Here is a 19,250-nt window from a genome sequence, read left to right as displayed (position 1 = left end):
TGGACAACACGGTTAAAACGAATGGTAGCGCGATTAGCGATTCGCATCCATCAGTGAATTTCGCTATATATCTTGATGTATAACGTATTTTTCACCGCATTTTCGCGACAGGATACGGTAAAATGCATCACAGATATTGATGCACATCAGTTCAACTACGCCTCAACGCGAGGACGTCAGTGACAAAGGAGAAACATGAATCGAACCCTGGCAGATTTGGACCGCGTAGTGGCATTAGGTGGCGGACACGGTTTGGGCCGCGTGATGTCGGCGCTGGCACCGTTAGGCTCGCGCTTAACCGGCATTGTCACCACCACCGATAACGGCGGATCCACCGGCCGCATTCGCCGCTCGGAAGGCGGCATTGCGTGGGGCGATATGCGCAACTGCATCAACCAGCTGATCACCGAGCCGAGCGTCGCCACCGCGATGTTTGAGTATCGCTTCACCGGCAATGGCGAGCTGGCCGGACACAACCTCGGCAACCTGATGCTGAAGGCGCTTGATCATCTCAGCGTGCGCCCGCTCGAAGCCATCAACATCATCCGCAATCTGCTCAAGGTCGATGCGTTTCTGATTCCGATGTCGGAACAGCCGGTCGATCTGGTGGCGCAGGATGGCGAAGGCAATATGGTGTACGGCGAAACGGCAATTGATGAGATGAAGCAGCCGCCCGAAGAGTTGATGTTACATCCGAATGTGTTGCCAACCCGTGAAGCGATTGAGGCGATTGGCGAAGCGGATTTGATTCTGATTGGCCCCGGCAGCTTCTACACCAGCCTGATGCCGATTCTGCTGATGGAAGATATGGCGCGCGCGCTGCGTCGTACACCTGCCACCATGGTGTTTATTGGTAATCTGGGCCGCGAACTGAGCCCGGCGGCAGCCAGCCTGAATGTGGCCGATAAATTGGCGATCATGGAGAAAGCGATTGGCAAGCGGGTGATTGATGCGGTGGTAGTCAGTCCAGCCGCCGATATTCGCGGCGTGGAAGAGCGCTTAATCATTCGCGAACCGCTGGAAGCCGCCGACATCAAATATCGCCACGACCGCCAGCTGCTGCGCATCGCGCTGGAACACGCGATTCAGGCCGTGTAGGGTCGCCATTTATGGCGACCTGGTTACAACCATTACGATTATGGCGACCTGGTTACTACCATCACGAAGCCGCAATAAACAGCTCACGCAGTTGATGTAACTGATCACGCACGCTGGCGGCTTCTTCGAACTCCAGGTTCTGCGCGTGTTGCTGCATCTGCCCTTCCAGCTCGTGAATTTTCTTCTGCATCGCCTGCGGCGTAAGCGCCATATAGTTGGCTTCCGCTTCTGCCGCAGTGCGTGACGCGGTTTTGCCTTTGCCGCGCGTTTTCACCACGTTTTTGCCGAGCTCAAGAATATCGGTGATCTTCTTGTTGAGCCCTTGCGGCACGATACCGTTCTCTTCGTTGTATTTTTGCTGCTTCTCGCGACGACGCTCGGTTTCGCCCATCGCGCGCTCCATCGACGGCGTGATTTTGTCGGCGTAGAGAATCGCCCGGCCGTTGATGTTACGTGCGGCGCGGCCAATGGTCTGAATCAGCGAACGCTCGGAACGCAGGAAGCCCTCTTTATCGGCATCAAGAATTGCTACCAGCGACACTTCCGGCATATCCAGGCCTTCTCGCAGCAAGTTGATGCCGACCAGCACATCAAATTCGCCGAGCCGTAAATCGCGGATGATCTCCATACGTTCTACGGTATCGATATCCGAGTGCAGATAGCGTACCTTCTCGCCGTGCTCCACAAGGTATTCGGTGAGATCTTCCGCCATACGCTTGGTCAGTACCGTCACCAGCACGCGCTCGTTGATTTCGACACGCTTGCGGATTTCCGACAGCAAATCGTCAACCTGCGTCGCCACCGGACGCACTTCCAGCACCGGATCCAGCAAGCCAGTTGGGCGCACCAGCTGATCAATCACTTCGCTGCCCGATTTTTCCAGCTCGTAATTGCCCGGCGTGGCCGACACATAAATGGTTTGCGGCGCGGCCGCTTCAAACTCTTCAAACTTCATCGGGCGGTTATCCAGCGCCGACGGCAGGCGGAAGCCGTATTCCACTAGCGTCTCTTTACGCGCGCGGTCACCACGATACATGCCGCCAATCTGCGGAATAGTAACGTGCGATTCGTCGACCACCAGCAAACCATCCGCCGGTAAATAGTCAAACAAAGTCGGCGGCGGCTCGCCCGGTCCGCGCCCGGAGAGATAGCGTGAGTAGTTTTCGATACCGGAGCAGTAACCCAACTCGTTCATCATCTCAAGATCGAACTGCGTGCGCTGGGAAATACGCTGCTCCTCCAGCAGCTTATTGTTCTCCAGTAGCACTTTGCGGCGCACCACCAGCTCATCTTTGATCTCTTCCATCGCCTTAAGAATGCGCTCACGCGGCGTCACGTAGTGCGTTTTTGGATAGACGGTAAAGCGCGGAATCACCGAATCAATTTGCCCGGTGAGCGGATCAAACAGCGACAGCCGCTCAACTTCTTCATCAAACAGTTCAATACGCAGCGCAATGTCGTCCGATTCGGCCGGGAATACATCGATCACTTCGCCGCGCACGCGGAAGGTGCCGCGCTGGAAGGCTTGATCGTTGCGGGTATATTGCAGTTCCGCCAGGCGACGCAGAATGCTGCGCTGATCGATAATCATGCCGCGCGTCAGGTGCAGCATCATTTTCAGGTAGAGATCGGGATCGCCCAGACCGTAGATCGCCGAAACAGATGCCACCACAATCACATCACGACGCTCCAGCAGCGCTTTGGTCGCCGACAGACGCATCTGCTCAATGTGCTCATTCACCGAGGCATCTTTCTCAATAAAGGTGTCAGAACTCGGCACATAGGCTTCAGGCTGGTAGTAATCGTAATAAGAGACGAAAAACTCCACTGCGTTATCCGGGAAAAACTCTTTCATCTCGCCGTAGAGCTGCGCCGCCAGGGTTTTGTTCGGTGCCAGCACCATGGTCGGGCGGTTAAGGTCGGCAATCACGTTCGCCACGGTAAACGTTTTACCCGAGCCCGTCACGCCCAACAGCGTTTGATGCGCGAGTCCATCTTCCAGCCCCTCTTCGAGACGGCGAATCGCCTCAGGTTGATCGCCTGAAGGCTTGAAAGCGGAGTTGAGTTTAAAGACTTTGCTCATGTTTTAGCGGTTCCAGCAGATGAAGTCGGCGGGCAGGCTGCTAATTCTACTCTGCTATGGCGAATTTGCCAGAAAAAAATACTGGACATAATTACAGTAACCTTGCACGATAATGGAATCTGAAGCGGATTTTCTTCAGTGCAATTTAAGCGGCAGCCAGCAAGCGCTTGTTGCGCAATGTTATCCCCAAGCGGAGGACGCTTTTAACATTTGTCAATAGAGTGTCATTAAATTGCAGTCCGATGACAAGCCAGATAATTCGCATGCTTGATTTTAACTAACCTACTGTTTTTACTGACATTGACTCAAAAGCCCAGTTTCTCATCATAATGTATGAAGGCCGCGAATTTACTCGCTTGCACACGGTTTTCAGTCGCTAATGCACAAGGTTATCCACAGTAATGGTGGATAAGTGAATCCAGCCCCGAGCCCATCGGCTGTGTATAATTTTCTCCCGCCCATTCTTAAGCGCGAAAAAAAATTTTTTCGCATTTATTTTTCTCCTCCTGCGTGTCGCATTAACCCTTCTTTTTCCCGGTTTACCTCTCCTTACCTGGAGAAAAGCCAGCCTTAAGGCCATTTATTTCCCCGGTTATTGCCTTACGAACGATCAAATGCACCAGAAACGTTAAGCCGTTAGCACCGTCAAAGTGCAGCTCATTTATCACCGCCGGCAATTGTTAAGTATTTCTCAACTTTTAGCGGTTGATTTGTCAGGTTTGCGACGCAGAACGGCCTGAATTCCTAACCTGGCCTGGGAATTGCAGTGTTTGCTATATGGAGTGACGAGTCCATATCGGCGCTTGCCGACGACAGCGGTGTCCATCAATCGTGCACGACTGTATGCCAGACGACACAGAGCGGGAGCATTCAGGCTAATAATCTGGAAGGAGGATGTCAGATGCTGAGTTTACGTTCGGTGAATCAGTTTTACGGTCAAAATCACATTCTGTGGGATGTGGATCTCGATCTGCCGCCGGGCACCTGCACCGGTGTGCTGGGCAGCCCCGGCATGGGCAAAACCACGTTGGTGAACTGCATTATGGGCCGCCTGCCGATTAACAGCGGCTCAATGACCTGGCAGGAAGATGGCGCGCCGCCGGAAGATTTGCTGCTGCAACCGGCCGAGCTGCGCGCGCGCACCGGCATTGGTTACGTGCCGCAAGGACGGCATATTTTCTCGCAGATGAGCGTGGAGGATAACCTGCTGATCGCCCTGATGGCGGCGCAGGACGATCGTAGCCGCGCTATTCCGGAAATGGTATTTGATCTGTTTCCGGCGCTCTATTCATTGCGCCATCAGCGCAGCGGCGAGTTGCCGATGGAGCAACAGCAACATTTGGCACTGGCGCGCGCGCTGGTGCTGCAACCCAAGCTGGTGATTCTGGATGAGCCAACGGAAGGGATGTCGCCGTGGCTGGAAGAGGAGATGGGCAATCTGATTCGTCGGCTAAACCGTGAGTATGGTTTAACCATTCTGCTGCTGGAGCAGCACGTGTCGTTTGTGCGCCGCGTCGCCGATTATTTCTTGCTGCTGCATCGCGGACGTAACGTGGCGCATGGCAAAGTGGCGCAGCTGGATGATTTGACGGTGAATAAGTGGCTGACCGCGACGTGACGATGTAGCCAGGTCGCCATGAATGGCGACCTGGGTTATTTATTGCGGCAACCTCAAATAACGCCCACATTCGGCCTGCTCGGCCTCATCGCTAAGGTGCGGAATCTCACCAAGGAACGGCGCATCAATGCGCTGACGCAGCGTAGCCATATACTCCTGATGGCGTTTGCCGGGCGGTTGAATATCATTGGCAATCCAGCCCGCAAGGCGCAATCCGCGCGCTTTAACCGCTTCGGCGGTGAGCATCGCATGGTTGATGCAACCCAGTTTCACGCCCACCACCAGTATTACCGGCAACTGCTCGGCTTCCACCCAATCGGCGTACGTTTGCGTTTCCGACAGCGGCGTAAACCATCCGCCTGCGCCTTCAACTAGCACCCATTCCGCCTGCTGCTCTAGCGCGCGCAAGCCTGCTGAAAGCGTGGAAAAAGTAATCGGTCTGCCCTCTTCCGCGCTAATGATATGCGGCGAGGTCGGCTCAACAAACGCCAGCGGGTTCACCTGCTCATAGCTTAACGGCAGGCTGCTGTAGCGCTGTAACGCCAGCGCGTCGCTGTTGCGGATGCCTTGCGGCGTGATCTCGCAGCCGGAAGCCACCGGCTTGTAGCCTGCGGTGCGTAAACTGGCGGCGCTCGCCGCCTGCAGCAGCGCGCCGCTGGCCACTGTTTTGCCCACTTCGGTATCGGTTCCGGTAATAAACCAGCGTGTCATTTGCTTAAAACTCCATACATCAGGTGATAACTCAGGCGATAACCCGCCTCGTCCTGCGGCCAGTGCTGCTCAAGTTGTGCCAGCTGAGCGCGCGTCAGTACGCTGGCGCCGCGTCCGTCGTGCAAATGCGTGGCACCAATGCCTTTCAGCGAGCGCATGGCGCTGAGCGCACTGGGAAAATGCAGCGTGATAACCTGCTGCTGCTGCTTAGCGATCGGCAGCGTCGCGGTGGCCGTGTCAAACTGCGCGGCGCTGAGGAAACGATTGGCGTGCTGACGACCATCCAGTTTTGCCCACGCGAGATGCACTTCGTGCAGCGATCCGTCGAGCAGCGTGGAAAACAGCACCGTGCCGCCTGGCCGCGTGACGCGTAAAAACTGCAGCAGCGCGGTGTGCAAGTCGCTGCTCCACTGCACCGCCAGATTGCTCCACACGCCGTCAACGCTGGCATCTGGTAGCGGCACCGCATCAATATCGCCCAGCAGATAGTGCTGCGCCGATTGCTGATCGCGCGCGGTTTGCAACATGTTGGGCGACAGATCAAGCGCCGTCAGCGTGCGCCCGCGATCGCGCCAATAGCGGCTATACCAGCCGGTGCCGCAACCAGCATCCAGCAGGTGCGGGCCAAAACCGGCGGGCGCCAGCGCCAGCAGCGCATCACCGCTCAGCCGCTGTAACTGCGCGTGCTGCTCGTAATGCGCAGCCGCACGACCAAAGGCGTTTGCCACGGCCTGCTTGTTAACCTGCAGCGTCATACAGCGCCTCCAGCAGACGATCAATATCATCGGTATGATGCGCAGCGGTGAGCGTGATGCGTAGCCGCGCGGTGCCCGGCGGCACGGTCGGTGGACGAATGGCGCTGACCCAGCAGCCGGCCTGCGCCAGCCGCTGCGACAACGCCAGCGCCGCGCTGTTTTCGCCAACGATCAGCGGCTGGATGGCGCTTGCAGAGGCACCTAATTGCCATGGCAAATCGGCGGCGCCCGCACGGAAACGCGCGATGTGGCTGTGCAGTTTTTCACGCAGCGCATCGCCTTGTTGAATCTGCCGCAGTGCCGCCAGCAACGCGTAGCACTGCGCCGGTGGCATCGCGGTGGAGTAGATCAGATGGCGTGAAAACTGCTCGACGTAATCGGCAGTGGCGTCATCGCACAGCAGCGCCGCGCCGCTGACGCCAAACCCTTTGCCGAAGGTGACAATCAGCAGTTCCGGTTTGACCTGCTGCTGCCAGCAGCTGCCGCGCCCTTGCGCACCGGTGACGCCAATGCCGTGCGCATCATCCACCAGCAGCCAGCCGTTGCCGCGCCGCGTCTGTTCGGCAATCTCGGCCAGCGGTGCGCTGTCGCCATCCATGCTAAACACGCCCTCGGTCACCACCAGCGTGCCGCCATCCGACGGCGTTGCCAGCAGCTTCGCCAGACTTTCCGGCTGATTGTGGGCAAAACGACGCAGGCTGGCTGGGCTGTGGCTGGCGGCATCCAGCAGTGAAGCATGCGCCAGCTTATCGGCGAAGATGCGATCCTGCTTTTCCGCCAGCAGATGGATCACCGCCTGATTGGCGGCAAATCCCGAAATGAACAGCAGCGCGCGCGAATAGCCCAGCCAGTCCGCCAGCTCCGCTTCGAGCTGCGCATGATGGCGGCTGTAACCGGTGACATGACCGGATGCGCCCGCACCCGCGCCCGTCTCGGCCGCGCCCTGCTGCCAGGCAGCGATCACCGCCGGATGCTGACTCAAGCCGAGATAGTCATTGCTGGAGAAGTGGCGATAACGCTGCCCTTCGAGCGTAATCTCCCGCACGCTGTTGTGCTCAACGGGACGCCGCAGCCGCCAGCCATCCGCGGCGCGCCGCGCCGCCAGCGCCTCATCAATACGTTGTGACCAGCCCATTTACACAGCCGCGTTATAGAACTGCTCGGTATCCGCGTGCAGCAGCTGCTCGCTGAGCTGATACTGCTGCTCGTTGTCACCGGCGGTTGTCGCGGTATGCTCCGGATTCAGGCCCAGTTTGCGGAACAGAATCAGATCTTTATCCTCTTCCGGGTTTGGCGTGGTGAGCAGCTTGCAGCCGTAGAAGATTGAGTTTGCACCGGCCATAAAGCACATCGCCTGCGTTTGCTCGCTCATCTGCTCGCGACCGGCTGAAAGGCGCACGTGCGAGGATGGCATCATGATGCGCGCCACCGCGATGGTGCGGATGAAGTCGAACGGTTCCACGTCGTCGTTATCGGCCAGCGGCGTGCCTTTGACCTTCACCAGCATGTTGATTGGTACGCTCTCAGGCGGCGTCGGCAGATTCGCCAGCTGCACCAGCAAGCCCGCGCGATCCTTCACCGTTTCACCCAGCCCCACGATGCCACCTGAGCACACTTTGATGCCCGCGCCGCGCACTTTATCCAGCGTATCCAGACGTTCCTGATAGCTGCGCGTGGAGATGATGTTGCCGTAGAACTCTGGCGAGGTGTCGAGGTTGTGGTTGTAGAAATCAAGCCCGGCTTCGGCGAGACGTTGTGCCTGGCTGCCATCTAGCGTGCCGAGCGTCATGCAGGTTTCCATGCCCATCGCTTTCACGCCCTGCACCATCTGCTGCAAGTACGGCATGTCGCGCTCGTGCGGATTTTTCCACGCCGCGCCCATGCAAAAGCGGCTCGATCCCGCCGCCTTGGCTTTGCGCGCCGATTCCAGCACCGCATCCACTTCCATCAGACGTTCTGATTCCAGACCGGTTTTGTAGCGTGCGCTCTGCGGACAGTATTTACAGTCTTCCGGACAGGCGCCGGTTTTGATCGATAGCAGCGTGCTGACCTGCACCTGGCGTGGATCGAAATGTTGACGATGCACTTGCTGCGCTTCAAACATCAACTCAAGGAAAGGTTTATCGAACAGTGCCTGAGCTTGTGTCAGTGTCCAGCGGTTTGCCATTGCTTACTCCAGAAAAAGGGGGTTCATCCCGACGATTAACGTGGTTATACTTGTAAACTAAATCTTTTTAAAATGGTTTACAACTCGCATGTTCACTCAGGACGACCTCAACTTTGACCGCCAGCATATCTGGCATCCCTATACGTCGATGCGCGATCCCCTGCCCTGTTATCCGGTTGTCGCGGCGCACGGCTGCCAGCTGCAGCTGGCCGATGGACGTGAACTGGTGGACGGCATGTCGTCGTGGTGGGCGGCGATCCACGGCTATAACCACCCGCGCCTCAATCAGGCGCTGCAGCAGCAAATGACGCAGATGTCGCATGTGATGTTTGGCGGCATTACCCATCCGGCGGCGGTGGAGCTGAGTCGCCAGCTGGTTGCCATGACACCTGACGCGCTGGAGTGCGTGTTCCTCGCCGATTCAGGTTCGATCGCCGTAGAAGTGTCGATGAAAATGGCGTTGCAATACTGGCTGGGACGCAACCAAACGCGACAGAAATTCCTCACGCTGAAGCGCGGTTATCACGGCGATACCTTTGCCGCGATGTCGGTATGCGACCCGGAAAATTCGATGCACAGCCTGTGGCGCGGTTATTTGCCGGAACATCTGTTCGCCCACGCGCCGCAGTGCGCTTTCGATGATGCGTGGAATGAGGCGGATTTCGCCGATTTCGCGCAACTGGCCGAGATCCACCATCGCGAGATTGCGGCGGTGATTCTTGAGCCGATTGTGCAAGGCGCGGGCGGCATGCGTTTCTACCATCCGCGCTATCTGCAGCAGGTACGCGAGCTGTGCGATCGCTACGGTTTGCTGCTGATTGCCGATGAGATCGCCACCGGATTTGGCCGCAGCGGCAAACTTTTTGCCTGTGACCATGCGGGCATCACGCCAGACATTCTCTGCCTCGGCAAAGCGCTGACCGGCGGCACCATGACGCTCTCCGCCACGCTGACCACGCGCGAAGTCGCGGATACCATCAGCCGCAGCGCAGCGGGCTGCTTTATGCACGGCCCCACCTTTATGGGCAATCCGCTGGCCTGCGCGGTAGCGGTGGAAAGTCTGAAAATGGTGAATGAAGGGCATTGGCAGTGGCAAGTGGCACAGATTGAACAGCAGCTGCGTGCCGAGCTGCTGCCGCTGCGCGGTCATCACGCGGTGGCCGACGCGCGCGTGCTGGGGGCGATTGGCGTGATCGAAACCCATCAGGCGGTGAACATGGCGGCGTTGCAGCACTTCTTCGTGGAGCGCGGCGTGTGGATTCGTCCGTTTGGGCGATTGATTTACCTGATGCCACCTTATCTGATTTCTGCCGCCGAACTGACGAAACTGACGCAAGCGGTCGGTGCGGCACTGGATGTTGCGGCGCATTTCCACCATGATTGAGGACACTGCACAACCAATAAGGAGCGATCATGCGCGTAGTTAGCCAGGATTTTAACGACGGCGATAAGATGCCAGAGCGACACGTTTTCAACGGCATGGGTTACCAGGGCGACAATGTGTCGCCGCATCTGGCGTGGGATGATGTGCCGGCGGGCACCAAAAGCTTTGTGGTCACTTGCTACGATCCCGACGCGCCAACCGGTTCCGGCTGGTGGCATTGGGTGGTAGCGAACATTCCGGCAGAAGTCACCGAGTTGCCGCAGGGCGCCGGTTCCGGTGTGGCAGAACTGCCGGAGAGCGCCATTCAGACGCGCACCGATTTTGGCCAAACCGGCTATGGCGGCGCAGCGCCACCGCAGGGCGAATCCCATCGCTACATCTTTACGGTGCATGCGCTGGATACGGATAAGATTGAGGTAGACGAAGGCGCGAGCGGCGCGATGGTGGGCTTTAACGTGCATTTCCATGCGCTGGCCAGTGCGTCGATTACGGTGAAGTACGCGTAATAAAAAAGGTCGCCATGAATGGCGTAATGCCGATCAGTTAAGCCCGAAATGATCGGTTGAACGATCCTCCAGTTCTGCAAAAATCCGTAATCTCACAGGGATTACGGATTTTTTTATGTTACTCAGTCAGGCTCTCGATGCCGTTCTTAACTTTACGCCCAAAGAGTTCTCCGCGCTCTCCGATCTGCTCTCGCCTGAACTCATCGACGAATGCCTGGCTGATACTGGTATCGTGACCGTGCGAAAACGCCGTCTTCCAATGGAGATGATGGTCTGGGCCGTTACCGGCATGGCCCTGTTCCGCTCGCTTTCCATGAACCAGATTGTTTCTCATCTGGATATCGTTTTGCCGGGCAAGCGCCCATTCGTCGCGACCAGCGCGGTTGTGCAGGCGCGTCAGCGGCTCGGAGAAGACGTGGTCCGCCGGGTCTTTGAAAAGTCACGCCAGCTCTGGTTTGATAAAACACCGCTGTCACACTGGAACGGCCTGACACTGCTGGCGGTCGACGGCACGCTGTGGCGGGCCCCCGATACGCCGGAAAACGATAAGGCCTTTGGGCGGACGGCAAATGCACACAGTCAGTCTGACTGGCCTCAGCTGCGCATGGTCTGCCAGATGGAGCTGACAAGCCATCTCTTATCGGGCGTGAGCTTTGGCAGCGTGACCGAAACCAGCGAGGTTGATCTTGCGGCACAACTGGTGGGACAGACGCCGGATCACTCGCTAACGATCCTGGATAAAGGCTTCTATGCGCCCGGCTTCCTGCATTACTGGCAGACTTCGGGGGTGGAAAGACACTGGATGCTACCTCTGCGCAACGATGCAAAATATCGTGTTCTGCAAAAACAGGGCTCAGGCAGCGAGCTGATAGAACTGGACCTGTCGTGGCAGGCGCGTAAAAAATGGAAAGATGTGCCGGAAACGCTGACGGCGCGACTGATAAGCAAAAAGGTTAACGGGAGAGTGGTGAAAATCCTGACGTCAATGTGCGATCCATTGCGATATCCGGGAGGGGATATCGTTGATCTTTATGGACATCGCTGGGAAATAGAACATGGCTTCCGGGAGATGAAGCAGCATCTGTTGAACAACGAGCTCACGCTGAGAAGCAAAACACCGGAACTGGTGAAGCAGGAGTTATGGGGCGTTGCGCTGGCGTATAACCTGCTGCGTTTTATGATGGCGCAGATGGCCTATAGCCTGAAAAACGTGGAGCCTTATCAGCTGGGGTTTAAGCAGGCGGCACTGTACCTGACAGGTCAACTGAGACTCCTGCCTGCGGTAGCGCCGGGAAAAATCCCGAGAATAATAGATGAAATAATGGCGATGGCGGGAAGCTTCGTGCTGCCAACCCGGCGGACGAGACATTATCCGCGAGCGGTGAAAAAGAAGCCGAAACGCTATGCGTTCCGGCATGATTAAGTCTTAACTGACGAGCATTACGCCATGAATGGCGACCCTACGAGATATCACAGCTGGTGGATTACCACCCACATTGGGCCTTGTCCTACCGCGTAACGCGCCAGCGGATTAAGCAGGCCGCGCTCCTGAATCTTATACACTTCGATATGGTGCGATTTTTGTCCCGCCGCCACCAGATATTGACCGCTGTGATCAATATTGAAGCCGCGCGGCTGGGTTTCCGTCGGCTGGTAGCCTTCAATCGCCAATACCGAACCATCTTCACTGATGCTGAACACCGTAATGGTGCTGCTGGTGCGGTCGCAGGCATAAAGGAATCGGCCATCCGGCGTGATGTGGATGTCCGCCGCCCAACGCGTATCGCTGAAATCCTTCGGCATCATGTCGAGGCTCTGCACGCGCTCAACCTGGCCGCGCACGTTGTTCAGCGCCCAGACATCGACGCTGCTATCCAGCTCGTTCACCACATAGCCATACGCGCCGTTCGGGTGAAACGCCATGTGACGCGGACCCGCACCTTCAACGGTGGTGACCTGCGCTTGTTCACGCGGGGACAGCGTACCGTCTGCGTTGAGTTGATACAGGCAGATGCGATCCTGCTTGAGTGCCGGAACAAACAGCGTTTGGTTGTTCAGGTCGATATTGGCGGAGTGGCAGCCGTCCAAGCCGCTGATCACCTGACTCGGCGCTTGCGGCAAACCCTCGCTGCCAATCGGGCTGATGCTGACGCAGGCATCATTGTACGAGCCGCAGAACAGATAATTGCCGTGACGATCGGTGGAGATGTGGGTTGGGCTGCCCGGCAGCGGCGCTTCACCGGCCAGGCTCAGCGAACCGTCGGCCGCAATGCGGAACGCCAGCACGCGAAAATTCGGACGAACACCTACATAGAGGAAATCTTTCTTCGGGCTCACCACCATCGGCTGCACCTGGCCGGCAACATCCGTTACCTGCAATAACGTCAGTGCGCCATCTTCCTGCAACTGCCAGGCATGAATCTGCTGGCTCTCGGGACTGGCGGTATACACGACTTGTTTCATGCGTTTTCCTTATTCGCTGCCTGATGAAAGGGATAACTGTAGCGCGTTTCATTTTGTCGCGCTGGATTCATTTGTGCCCTGTTTTTTGTCTCAGGGCCGCTGCCGGGTGTAGACTCAATGCTTTGCCAACTCCCGGACGGAAAGTGTAATGAGCTACCGCGTAATCGCCCTTGACCTCGACGGCACCCTGCTGACACCGAACAAAACTATTCTGCCTGAATCCATCGAAGCGCTGGCCCGCGCGCAACAGGCGGGCGTGAAAGTGTTGATCGTTACCGGTCGCCACCACTGCGCTATCCATCCTTTTTATCAGGCACTTAAACTGGATACACCCGCAATTTGCTGTAATGGCACCTATTTGTATGATTATCCCGCGAAACAGGTGCTGGCCGCCGATCCGCTGGATAAAAGCAGAGCCGCGCGTGTGATTGAGATGCTGGATGAAGAGAATATCCACGGTCTGCTGTATGTCGATGATGCGATGCTCTACCAGACGCCAACCGGCCATGTGACGCGGACGCTTAATTGGGCGCAATCATTGCCGGAAGCGCAGCGTCCGCTGTTCCTGCAGGTGCCAAGCCTGGCGCAGGCGGCGATTGACGCTGATTCGATCTGGAAATTCGCGCTGTCGCATCCCGACACGCGCGCGCTGCAGCAGTTTGCCGAACGCACCGAAGCCGAACTCGGTTTGGCGTGTGAATGGTCGTGGCACGATCAGGTGGATATCGCCAAAGGCGGCAACAGCAAAGGCAAGCGTCTGGCGCAGTGGGTTGAAAGTCAGGGCTTTAGCATGCAAGACGTGCTGGCGTTTGGTGACAATTACAACGATCTCAGCATGCTGGAACAGGTGGGATTAGGCGTGGCGATGGGCAATGCCGATGACGCCATCAAAGCGCGCGCCAAAAAAGTGATTGGCACCAATCTGGAGCCGGGTATCGCCGAAGTGATTTATCAGGAAGTATTGTAATCCGTAGGGTCGCCATTCATGGCGACCGCATCTTATGCCGCTATCGACACGCTCTTAATCTGCGCATACAGCCACTGATCGGGACGAATCCCCAACTCATCGCGCGCCCACGGTGAAATGCGCGCCCACAACTCGCTGATGCCAATGCGCAGCTTCACTTCCACCTGATCGTCAATCTCCAGCAGCTCAACCACCTGCGCCGGCAAAATATTGCGGATCGAAGTATTGTGCGGCGGCTGCAAGGCCAGCGACACATCGGCCGAGGCGATACGAATACGCAGCGGCGTTTTCAGCGGCTGATTCACCCGGCTCACCCAAATATGCTGATCGCCCAGCGACAGCGCGGTCATCGGGTAATCGGGATGCTGCTCCAGCACCTGCACGCGCAGCACGCTGGTGCGCTCGGCGAGCGGCAGCCACGGACGCATCGCCGAACTGCTCCACACTTTCTCCAGCGGACCAAAGGCTTTCACCTGGCTGGCATCCAGCACCAGCACGTTGTCCGCCAACTGCAGGATTTCATCGAGGCTGTGCGACACATAAAGAATCGGAATATCGACCTGCTTTGCCAGCTTTTGCAGATAGGGCATCAGCTCACGTTTGCGCGGCAGATCGAGCGATGCCAGCGGTTCGTCCATCAGCAGAATATCGGGCGCGGTCAGCAAAGCGCGGCCAATTGCCACGCGCTGTTTTTCACCGCCCGAAAGCGACGCGGGAAAACGCGTTAGCAGCGACTCTAAACCGAGCAGCGCCACCAGCGCGTTGAACTGCGGCTTCATTGAGGGCGACATGCCGTATTGCAGATTGCCGCGCACGCGATAGTGCGGGAACAGTCGCGCATCCTGAAACACATAGCCGATACGGCGCTTCTCTGGCGGCAAATTCACGCGCGTGGCCGAATCGAACAGCAGGCGATCGTTTAACTCGATGCGCCCGCTTTGCGGCTGGGTTAATCCGCCAATCGCGTTAATTAATGAGGTTTTGCCCGCACCCGACACGCCGAAAATGGCGGTGATGCCGCTGGCGGGAATGTTGACGTTGACGTCGAGCAGGTGATCGCCCAACTGCTGAGAAAGCTGCAGATTTAGCATTATGCCGCTCCCAGCCGTTTACGGCCCCAGCGCGCCAGCAGCTCAGACGCCACCAGCGACATCAGCGCTAACGCTATCGCCACCGCACAAAGCCGCGCTGCGGTGCCTTCCGCACCCGGCGTTTCAATCAGGGTGAACATCGCCGACGGAATGGTGCGCGTCTCGCCGGGAATGTTGGAGACAAACGTGATGGTGGCGCCAAATTCGCCCAGCGAGCGGGCGAAGGCCAGCACCGTGCCGACAATAATGCCTGGCAAGGTGAGCGGTAGTGTGATGGTGAAAAACACGCGCCAGCGCCCGGCACCCAGCGTACGGGCGGCCAGCTCCAGTTTGGTATCCACCGCTTCCAGCGCGAGACGAATCGCGCGCACCATTAGCGGAAACGCCATCACCGCCGAAGCGATCACCGCGCCGCGCCAGCTAAAGGCAAAGGTGAAGCCAAACCAGTCATACAGCCATTCGCCGATAAAACCGCGACGGCCTAAAGCGATCAGCAGCAGATAACCCACCACCACCGGCGGCAGCACCAGCGGCAAATGGACGATGCTGTCCAACAGGGTTTTGCCCGGAAAGCGGCAGCGCGCCAGAATCCAGGCCATTAGGATGCCAAACGGCAAGCTGCAGATCACAGCTACACAGGACACTTTCAGGCTGAGAAAAACGGCCTGCCATTCGGGATCGCTCAATATCATTTCTTCGGCGTGAATCCATACTGTTTAAACACGGCAGCGGCATCCGGCCCCTGCAAATAGTTGTAGAAGGCTTCTACCGTTGCGTTCTGATGTTCTTTGACAATCGCCATCGGATATTCCACTGGCTTGTGGCTATCTTCCGGGAATCGTCCCACGACCTGCACGTTTTGGCTGGCCACCGCGTCCGAACCATACACGATGCCGTACGGCGTTTCATTACGCTCAACCAGCGCCAGCGCGGCACGCACATTATTAGCCGGCGCTAGCTGCGGGGATAAAGCGTCCCACGCGCCGAGTTTTTGTAATGCTTCTTTGGCATAAATGCCAGCGGGCACGTGATCCGGATCGCCCACCGCCAGACGTTCGCCTTTCAGCAGGCATTTCCAGTCGGTTTTGCTGTCAATGGTGACCGCTTTAGCCCCAGCGCTTTTCGGCGCAATCAGCACCAGATCATTGCCGAGCAGCGTATAGCGCGTGCTGGTCACCACGCTGTTTTTCGCCACCACATCGTCCATCCACTGCTGATCGGCAGAGATGAACAGATCGGCCGGTGCGCCCTGATCAATCTGGCGCGCCAGCACCGAAGAAGAGGCAAAAGACGAGACCACTTCTACACCACTTTTCTTCTGATACTGCGTCGCAATCTCCTGCAGCGCATTGGTTAGCGACGCCGCCGCGAACACGGTAATTTTTTCTGCGGCCACGGCGTGACCCGCCAACGAAACACCTAAAACGGTTGCAGCAGCCCAGCGGTAATTGATTGTTGGCATTTGTTGCTCCTCATTACGTTATATATTTGATAATACAACGTACGCACAAATGCGTCATGAGCTTTATATCGGCAGGATTTTACGGAAGTTCATAAACAAAACGCCCGCAGGAAGCGGGCGTTGAGAAATTAGTGTTGTGAGCTGTTGGCAGGACGATCGTCGCGGCGGCCAAATTTTGAGATGACGTTGAAAACTTCACCCAGGCCGTAAATCAGACCGAGCATAATAGCCATCACAATCGGCACCATGATGATAGCCACAGCCAGGCTTTTTAACAGTTCCAGCATGGAAACCTCACGCAGAAAATAAAAAAGTGATTGTAACGTTTAGCGAAAAAAACGCACTGCCCTTTTCGTGCTTTTACTTTTAAGCAGTAAACTGAGCTGATTAACCTAAGGAGCTGACATGCAGGCAGAACTTTCTCTCCATATTCGTCTTCAGCAAAAGCTGTTTGCCGATCCGCGTCGCATCGAATTACTGAAACGCGTGCAGCAAACCGGCTCGATTAGCCAGGGCGCGAAACTGGCGGGCATCAGCTACAAAAGTGCCTGGGATGCGATCAATGAGATGAATCAGCTGGCCGATCAAACGCTGGTGGATCGCGCGACTGGCGGCAAAGGCGGCGGCGGTGCGCAGCTTACGCGTTATGGCGAGCGCTTGATTCAGCTGTTCCAATTGATGGAGCAAATTCAACAGAAAGCCTTCAATGCGCTGCAAAACGACAGCTTGCCGCTCGACAGTTTGCTGGCAGCGATTGCGCGCTTCTCGCTGCAAACCAGCGCGCGCAATCAGCTGTTTGGTACGGTGCTGGCCAGCGATCATCAGCAGATACAGCAACACATTGAGGTGCTGCTTGCCGATGGCGTGACGCGCCTGCAGGTGGCAATTACCGCCCGCAGCGCTGAACGCCTGCAACTCGACAGCGGCAAAGAGGTGCTGGTGCTGATTAAAGCACCGTGGATTCACGTCAGTCACGCCGCCGATAGCAGCGATAATCAGCTGGCCGCGCAGATCAGCGCGATTGAGCCTGGCGATCAGGTCAGCGAAGTATTGATGGCGTTGCCGAGCGGCGAAACGCTGTGCGCGACCGTCAGCAATGACGCGGTGAAACAGCAGAATCTGCAGGTTGGCGCCAGCGTCACCGCCAGTTTTAATGCCGAACACGCCATCATCGCCACACTGCTCTGAAATCCACGCCATGATTTGACTTCGCCTGCATCGCTGGCTAAAACTGAGCAGCACGATGCATAAAACGGAATAAATCATGGCTTCATTGCAAATTTCGCAAGGCACGTTTCACCTTAGCGACACCCGAGCACTCTCCCTCAACGATTTAACTCTCAACAGCGGCGAAAGCTGGGCGTTCGTCGGTGCCAACGGCAGCGGCAAGTCATCGCTGGCACGCGCCCTTTCCGGCGAATTGCAGCCCGGCAAAGGCAGCGTGCAGCAGAATTTTCAGCGCCGCACGCGTCTTTCGTTAGAGCAGCTGCAAAAACTGGTCAGCGATGAGTGGGAACGCAATAACACCGATCTGCTGAGTGAAGGCGAAGATGATACCGGCCGCACCGCCGCGCAAATCATTCAGGACGAAGTGAAAGATGAGGCGCGCTGTCAGGCGCTGGCGCAGCAGTTTGGCATTACTTATCTGCTCGATCGTCGCTTCAAATACCTCTCCACCGGCGAGACGCGCAAAACGCTGCTGTGTCAGGCGCTGATGGCGCAGCCGGATCTGCTGATCCTCGATGAACCTTTTGATGGTCTGGATGTGGCGTCGCGCGCCAGCCTGGCGCAAACCCTCAATGATTTGCATCAAAGCGGTTACAGCGTGGTGCTGGTGCTCAATCGCTTTGATGATATTCCTGACTTTGTCGAGAAGGTTGGCGTATTGGCGGAATGCACGTTAACCCACGTGGGCGAGCGTCGCGCGATTCTGGCTGAAGCGCTGGTGGCGCAGCTGGCGCACAGCGAAACGCTTGATGGCATGGCGCTGCCGGAAGCGGATCAACCCGATCAGCTGCCGCAGCTGGCCGAAGACGCGCCGCGCGTGGTTCTGCGCAATGGCGTGGTGTCGTACAACGATAAAGCGGTGATTGATGGCCTGAACTGGCAGGTTAATCCCGGCGAACACTGGCAAATCGTGGGGCCGAACGGCGCGGGTAAATCTACTCTGCTCAGTTTAGTGACCGGCGATCATCCGCAGGGTTACAGCAACGATTTGACGCTGTTCGGCATCCGACGCGGTAGCGGTGAAACCATCTGGGATATCAAGCAGCATATCGGCTACGTCAGCAGCAGCCTGCACCTCGATTATCGCGTCAGCTGCAATGTGCGCACCGTGGTGCTCTCCGGCTTCTTTGACTCGATTGGTTTGTATCAGGCGGTGTCCGATCGGCAAAAAGCGCTGGCGCGTCAGTGGCTGGCGTTGCTCGGTATGGATAATCAGCTGGCCGATGCGCCGTTCCACAGTTTGTCGTGGGGACAGCAGCGGCTGGTGTTGATTGCGCGCGCGTTGGTGAAGCATCCTACGCTGTTGATCCTCGATGAACCGCTGCAAGGGCTGGATCCGATTAACCGCCAGCTGGTGCGTCGCTTTGTCGATGTGCTGATTGGCGAAGGCCGCACGCAACTGCTGTTTGTTTCCCACCACGCCGAAGATGCCCCGCAGTGCATCACTCACCGCCTGAGTTTTGTCGCGCAGGAACAGGGTTACGGTTTTCTGCAAGAGTCGCTGCGTTAAATAGCGGTCGCCATGAATGGCGACCCTACAATGTAAGCGTTACCATTTCATTGCCTGGTAAGTAAGCAAATAGCACTGATAACCCCACAAAATGAGAATCGTCACCTTGTGTAAACGATACCATTTATCCAGACTGGATCACGCTTTCACGCTGGTCTTTGTGCTACTTTGATCAAAATCATTTTTATCTGTTTGCCGTTTACCAGGA

18 protein-coding genes are annotated in these 19,250 nt (G+C 57.0%); 8 read left to right on the top strand and 10 right to left on the bottom strand.

Annotation, left to right across the window (positions count from 1 at the left end):
- The first annotated feature begins 195 nt into the window (after nt 1–195).
- Complete coding sequence (locus AC6I8A_RS06400) at nt 196–1,098, top strand: gluconeogenesis factor YvcK family protein (RefSeq protein ID WP_008102701.1); 903 nt, start codon at nt 196–198, stop codon at nt 1,096–1,098.
- Nucleotides 1,099–1,159: 61 nt separating this feature from the next.
- On the opposite strand, the gene uvrB is transcribed toward AC6I8A_RS06400, so the two are convergent.
- Entirely contained in the window at nt 1,160–3,181 is a 2,022-nt protein-coding gene (gene uvrB, locus AC6I8A_RS06395; RefSeq protein ID WP_497818199.1) for an excinuclease ABC subunit UvrB, read from the bottom strand.
- Between the two features lie 901 nt (nt 3,182–4,082).
- Here uvrB and AC6I8A_RS06390 point away from each other — a divergent pair.
- Nucleotides 4,083–4,799, top strand: coding sequence for an ABC transporter ATP-binding protein (locus AC6I8A_RS06390; RefSeq protein ID WP_008102708.1), 717 nt, complete (start codon nt 4,083–4,085; stop codon nt 4,797–4,799).
- A gap of 39 nt (nt 4,800–4,838) precedes the next feature.
- Here AC6I8A_RS06390 and bioD read toward each other — a convergent pair whose 3' ends face one another.
- Genes bioD through bioB form a run of 4 tightly spaced genes read right to left on the bottom strand, consistent with a single transcriptional unit; the run spans nt 4,839 to nt 8,432 of the window.
- Nucleotides 4,839–5,510, bottom strand: coding sequence for a dethiobiotin synthase (bioD, locus tag AC6I8A_RS06385; protein WP_497818198.1), 672 nt, complete (start codon nt 5,508–5,510; stop codon nt 4,839–4,841).
- Nucleotides 5,507–6,265: a malonyl-ACP O-methyltransferase BioC gene (gene bioC / locus AC6I8A_RS06380; protein ID WP_497818197.1), complete on the bottom strand. Its 759-nt coding sequence runs from the start codon at nt 6,263–6,265 to the stop codon at nt 5,507–5,509. Before bioC ends, bioD begins: the two co-directional genes overlap by 4 nt.
- Entirely contained in the window at nt 6,249–7,400 is a 1,152-nt protein-coding gene (gene bioF, locus AC6I8A_RS06375) for an 8-amino-7-oxononanoate synthase (protein ID WP_256695963.1), read from the bottom strand. Before bioF ends, bioC begins: the two co-directional genes overlap by 17 nt.
- Complete coding sequence (gene bioB, locus AC6I8A_RS06370) at nt 7,401–8,432, bottom strand: biotin synthase BioB (RefSeq protein WP_497818196.1); 1,032 nt, start codon at nt 8,430–8,432, stop codon at nt 7,401–7,403. It abuts the gene before it with no gap.
- An 88-nt stretch (nt 8,433–8,520) separates the two neighbouring features.
- On the opposite strand from bioB, the gene bioA reads away from it, so the two are divergent.
- From bioA to AC6I8A_RS06355, 3 genes are all read left to right on the top strand, one after another.
- On the top strand, nt 8,521–9,816 hold the full coding sequence (bioA, locus tag AC6I8A_RS06365) for an adenosylmethionine--8-amino-7-oxononanoate transaminase (RefSeq protein ID WP_497818195.1): 1,296 nt from the start codon (nt 8,521–8,523) through the stop codon (nt 9,814–9,816).
- 29 nt (nt 9,817–9,845) lie between these two features.
- Nucleotides 9,846–10,322, top strand: a complete 477-nt coding sequence (locus AC6I8A_RS06360; RefSeq protein ID WP_154191929.1) for a kinase inhibitor — start codon at nt 9,846–9,848, stop codon at nt 10,320–10,322.
- Between the two features lie 115 nt (nt 10,323–10,437).
- Nucleotides 10,438–11,745 (top strand): IS4 family transposase, encoded by a 1,308-nt coding sequence (locus AC6I8A_RS06355; protein ID WP_265303508.1) that lies wholly within the window; start codon nt 10,438–10,440, stop codon nt 11,743–11,745.
- Between the two features lie 47 nt (nt 11,746–11,792).
- On the opposite strand, the gene pgl is transcribed toward AC6I8A_RS06355, so the two are convergent.
- Nucleotides 11,793–12,785 (bottom strand): 6-phosphogluconolactonase, encoded by a 993-nt coding sequence (pgl, locus tag AC6I8A_RS06350; RefSeq protein ID WP_497818194.1) that lies wholly within the window; start codon nt 12,783–12,785, stop codon nt 11,793–11,795.
- Nucleotides 12,786–12,933: 148 nt separating this feature from the next.
- Here pgl and AC6I8A_RS06345 point away from each other — a divergent pair, with 148 nt between their 5' ends.
- Entirely contained in the window at nt 12,934–13,752 is an 819-nt protein-coding gene (locus AC6I8A_RS06345; protein ID WP_479490014.1) for a pyridoxal phosphatase, read from the top strand.
- Nucleotides 13,753–13,784: 32 nt separating this feature from the next.
- Here the strand turns inward: AC6I8A_RS06345 and modC are convergent, their stop codons facing one another.
- From modC to AC6I8A_RS06325, 4 genes are all read right to left on the bottom strand, one after another.
- On the bottom strand, nt 13,785–14,843 hold the full coding sequence (modC, locus tag AC6I8A_RS06340) for a molybdenum ABC transporter ATP-binding protein ModC (RefSeq protein WP_497818193.1): 1,059 nt from the start codon (nt 14,841–14,843) through the stop codon (nt 13,785–13,787).
- The gene (gene modB, locus AC6I8A_RS06335) at nt 14,843–15,535 is read right to left on the bottom strand and encodes a molybdate ABC transporter permease subunit (protein ID WP_176971419.1); all 693 of its coding nucleotides are present in this window, start codon (nt 15,533–15,535) and stop codon (nt 14,843–14,845) included. Before modB ends, modC begins: the two co-directional genes overlap by 1 nt.
- A complete protein-coding gene (gene modA, locus AC6I8A_RS06330; protein ID WP_497818192.1) occupies nt 15,532–16,305 on the bottom strand; it encodes a molybdate ABC transporter substrate-binding protein in 774 nt (257 codons plus the stop codon). Before modA ends, modB begins: the two co-directional genes overlap by 4 nt.
- A 128-nt stretch (nt 16,306–16,433) precedes the next feature.
- Entirely contained in the window at nt 16,434–16,592 is a 159-nt protein-coding gene (locus tag AC6I8A_RS06325) for an AcrZ family multidrug efflux pump-associated protein (RefSeq protein ID WP_007890616.1), read from the bottom strand.
- A 118-nt stretch (nt 16,593–16,710) separates the two neighbouring features.
- Between AC6I8A_RS06325 and modE the strand changes: the two genes are divergently transcribed.
- On the top strand, nt 16,711–17,493 hold the full coding sequence (gene modE, locus AC6I8A_RS06320; RefSeq protein ID WP_256695955.1) for a molybdenum-dependent transcriptional regulator: 783 nt from the start codon (nt 16,711–16,713) through the stop codon (nt 17,491–17,493).
- 76 nt (nt 17,494–17,569) lie between these two features.
- Nucleotides 17,570–19,042: a molybdate ABC transporter ATP-binding protein ModF gene (gene modF / locus AC6I8A_RS06315; protein ID WP_497818191.1), complete on the top strand. Its 1,473-nt coding sequence runs from the start codon at nt 17,570–17,572 to the stop codon at nt 19,040–19,042.
- Nucleotides 19,043–19,250 lie beyond the last annotated feature (208 nt).

The sequence above is a fragment of the Pantoea sp. X-Soil-ISGK-275 genome, assembly GCF_059730795.1.
The sequence above is the reverse complement of the archived record's forward strand: the minus strand, read 5'-3'. Positions and strand labels throughout refer to the sequence as shown.